The sequence below is a fragment of the Streptomyces sparsus genome, from assembly GCF_054776295.1.
The window spans coordinates 1-1351 of sequence record NZ_BAAHCA010001154.1 but is presented as its reverse complement, the minus strand read 5'-3'; the positions used below and the strand labels follow the sequence as shown (position 1 = coordinate 1351).

Here is a 1351-nt window from a genome sequence, read left to right as displayed (position 1 = left end):
GTCCGGACGACCCGGCGCCGCCGCTCGAGGGGAGGTCATCCCGTGAGCGGCGGCGCCGGCACGTGTCCAGGACCGCGGTCCGGCCGGAGGCCCCGGAACGGCGGAAGGTGCCGGCCCGGGGTCCGGTACGGACGCCGCGGTGTCAGGTGAGACAGGTGGTGCGCCGGGCGTTGGCCGGGTCGAGCGCGTTGGCCGTCTCCTGCCAGGTCATCCGGTCCAGCAGCGCGATGGCCAGGTGCTCGGAGACGTTGAACGGGCACAGGTCCTGGAGCAGGACGTTGCGCACCCCGGGCCCGTCGAGGAACTGGGTCCGGTAGGGGGTCACCACCTGGTCGTAGCGGGTCGCGATCACCGTGTACCGGACTCCGGGAACGGTGTCACCGCCCTCGTTCAGCCGGGTCAGGAAGGGCGAACCGGCGATCTGGTCGGTCAACGCGGGAGTGAGTCCGCCCAGCGCCTCCTTCGCGCCCGGGAAGAGCGCGAGCAGCCGGGTGAGGCCGTGCACGTCGGTTCCGTGGTTGTCCGGGGCGATGCCCACCAGGGCGTTCACCTTGTCCGCGCCACCGAGGAACTTCAGGTAGTGCCGCGGCATCATGCCGCCCTGCGAATGGCCGACGATGTCGACCTCCCGCGTGCCGGTCGCCGCCAGCACCCGGTCGACGAACAACGACAGCTGCCCCGCGGACCGCTCGATCGGGCCGAGGCCGTGGAAGAAGGGCACGCCGGGCAGTTGGCCGTAGTCGAGCGAGAAGACGCAGTAGTCGCGCCGGACCAGGTACGGGGCCAGGCCGAGCCAGTTGTCGACGGAGTTGCCGAGCGTTCCGTGGACGAGCACCACCGCGCGGGGATGCTCGGCCGAGGGCTTGCAGGACCAGTTGTTCCAGCCCTTGGTCGTGATGGTGGTGGTCGTGGGGGCGGCAGCGGGCTGCGCGGTGGCCGCAGCCGGTACCAGGGAGATCGTCACCGCGAGTGCGACTGCTCCCAGCAGTCCGCGCGCACGTGCCCAGGACAGCTTCATGGAACTCCTCTGTTGGCCTGAGAGGGGGGTGAGGCCGTGCCAGCGCCGCGCGGTCCGGACCACGTCATTGCTGAATCGCTGTCAATTTACGCACGGGTAACGTGGCGGGAACAGGAGCGTTGCGGTGAAGGAATCGACACAGCGCCTTCACCGCGCTCAAGGTTCCCGGCACTCAGCCGCCTGACTGCCGGCGTTGTGCCGGGAGTGCGCCGGGCCGCGCCGGGACTGCGGGCCGGGAGCCGCCGGACCGCCCCGGGAGCGGCCCTCTCGGTGTCAGCCCCGCGATGTCAGCCCCGCGATGTCAGCCCCGCGATGTCAGCCCCGCGGCGTCAG

Annotated in this window: 1 protein-coding gene; it reads right to left on the bottom strand. The window is 71.4% G+C overall.

The annotated features are described in order from the left end of the window. Positions 1–142: 142 nt before the first annotated feature. On the bottom strand, positions 143–1018 hold the full coding sequence (locus ACYVE9_RS27080; protein WP_461030526.1) for an esterase/lipase family protein: 876 nt from the start codon (positions 1016–1018) through the stop codon (positions 143–145). Positions 1019–1351 lie beyond the last annotated feature (333 nt).

Excerpts from the sequence above, each read along its gene's own strand:
- ACYVE9_RS27080 (WP_461030526.1), bottom strand. The coding sequence starts at position 1,018 with ATGAAGCTGTCCTGGGCACGTGCGCGCGGACTGCTGGGAGCAGTCGCA.